General features: G+C 57.2%; 1 protein-coding gene. It reads right to left on the minus strand.

The window, feature by feature from the left end; genetic code table 11:
• Window positions 1-145 precede the first annotated feature (145 nt).
• Window positions 146-1,126: an IS5-like element IS1384 family transposase gene (locus KL786_RS29260; protein ID WP_010466230.1), complete on the minus strand. Its 981-nt coding sequence runs from the start codon at window positions 1,124-1,126 to the stop codon at window positions 146-148.
• Window positions 1,127-1,190 lie beyond the last annotated feature (64 nt).

A 1,190-nucleotide genomic window follows, 5' to 3' on the forward strand; every position in this document is an offset into this window, starting at 1 on the left:
GGATGGTCTGAAGTAGCCATGTATTTCCCCGGCATACCACCTAGCGCAACTTTTAAACTCGCCAAATGATCAAAAAACAATCAATTCGACGAGTATTTCTTACGTTTTCGCCACCCGGACCCCACTCCGGTGGCCATTTCCCGCATTACAGGCGCACCTCTCCTGCATTCGTCAGTAAATGTCGGCGCGCCATCCACAGGTTCGACAGAGCGAACAGTGTCACCAGTTGCGCCGTGTTTTTGGCCAAGCCGCGAAAGCGCACCTTGGTGTAACCGAACTGGCGCTTGATTACCCGGAACGGATGCTCGACCTTGGCGCGCACCTGAGCCTTGGCCTTTTCAATCTTGCGCTTGGCTTTGTACAGCACGCTGCGCTTATCGAGTTTTTTGTAGGTGCTGCGGCGTGCCGCCACCTGCCAGATAACTTCACGTCCTTCATGCTCGGGCCGCTTTTCGACACCGGTGTAGCCTGCATCGGCGCAGACCACGTTTTCGTCGCCATGCAGCAATTTGTCCACCTGGGTGACATCCGCCACATTGGCCGCCGTGCCCACTACGCTGTGCACCAGACCCGATTCGTCATCGGCGCCGATGTGGGCCTTCATGCCAAAATAATACTGGTTTCCCTTCTTGGTCTGGTGCATTTCCGGGTCGCGCTTGCCGTCCTTGTTCTTGGTCGAACTGGGCGCATTGATCAGCGTTGCATCGACGATGGTGCCCTGGCGCAGCGACAGGCCGCGGTCGCCCAGATAGCCATTGATGACAGCGAGGATGCCGGCCGCCAGCTCGTGTTTCTCCAGCAAGCGGCGGAAGTTGAGAATGGTGGTTTCGTCGGGGATGCGCTCCAGGTTCAGCCCGGCAAACTGGCGCAGGATCGTGGTTTCGTACAGCGCTTCCTCCATCGCTGGATCGCTGTAGCCGAACCAGTTCTGCAGCAGATGCACACGCAGCATCGCCATCAACGGGTAGGCCGGACGGCCACCTTCACCTTTCGGATAATGTGGCTCGATCAAAGCAATCAAGCCCTTCCACGGCACCACCCGATCCATCTCGATCAGGAACAACTCCTTGCGGGTTTGCTTGCGCTTGCCAGCGTACTCGGCGTCGGCGAAGGTCATCTGCTTCATCGGGAAACTCGGTGGGTGGGGTCGCGGTATTTTGCCAAATCAGAAAGTCTTTTTCAGAGTTTCC

It is taken from the genome of Pseudomonas sp. TAE6080, from assembly GCF_018732265.1.
In the GTDB taxonomy this organism is placed as follows: domain Bacteria; phylum Pseudomonadota; class Gammaproteobacteria; order Pseudomonadales; family Pseudomonadaceae; genus Aquipseudomonas; species Aquipseudomonas brenneri.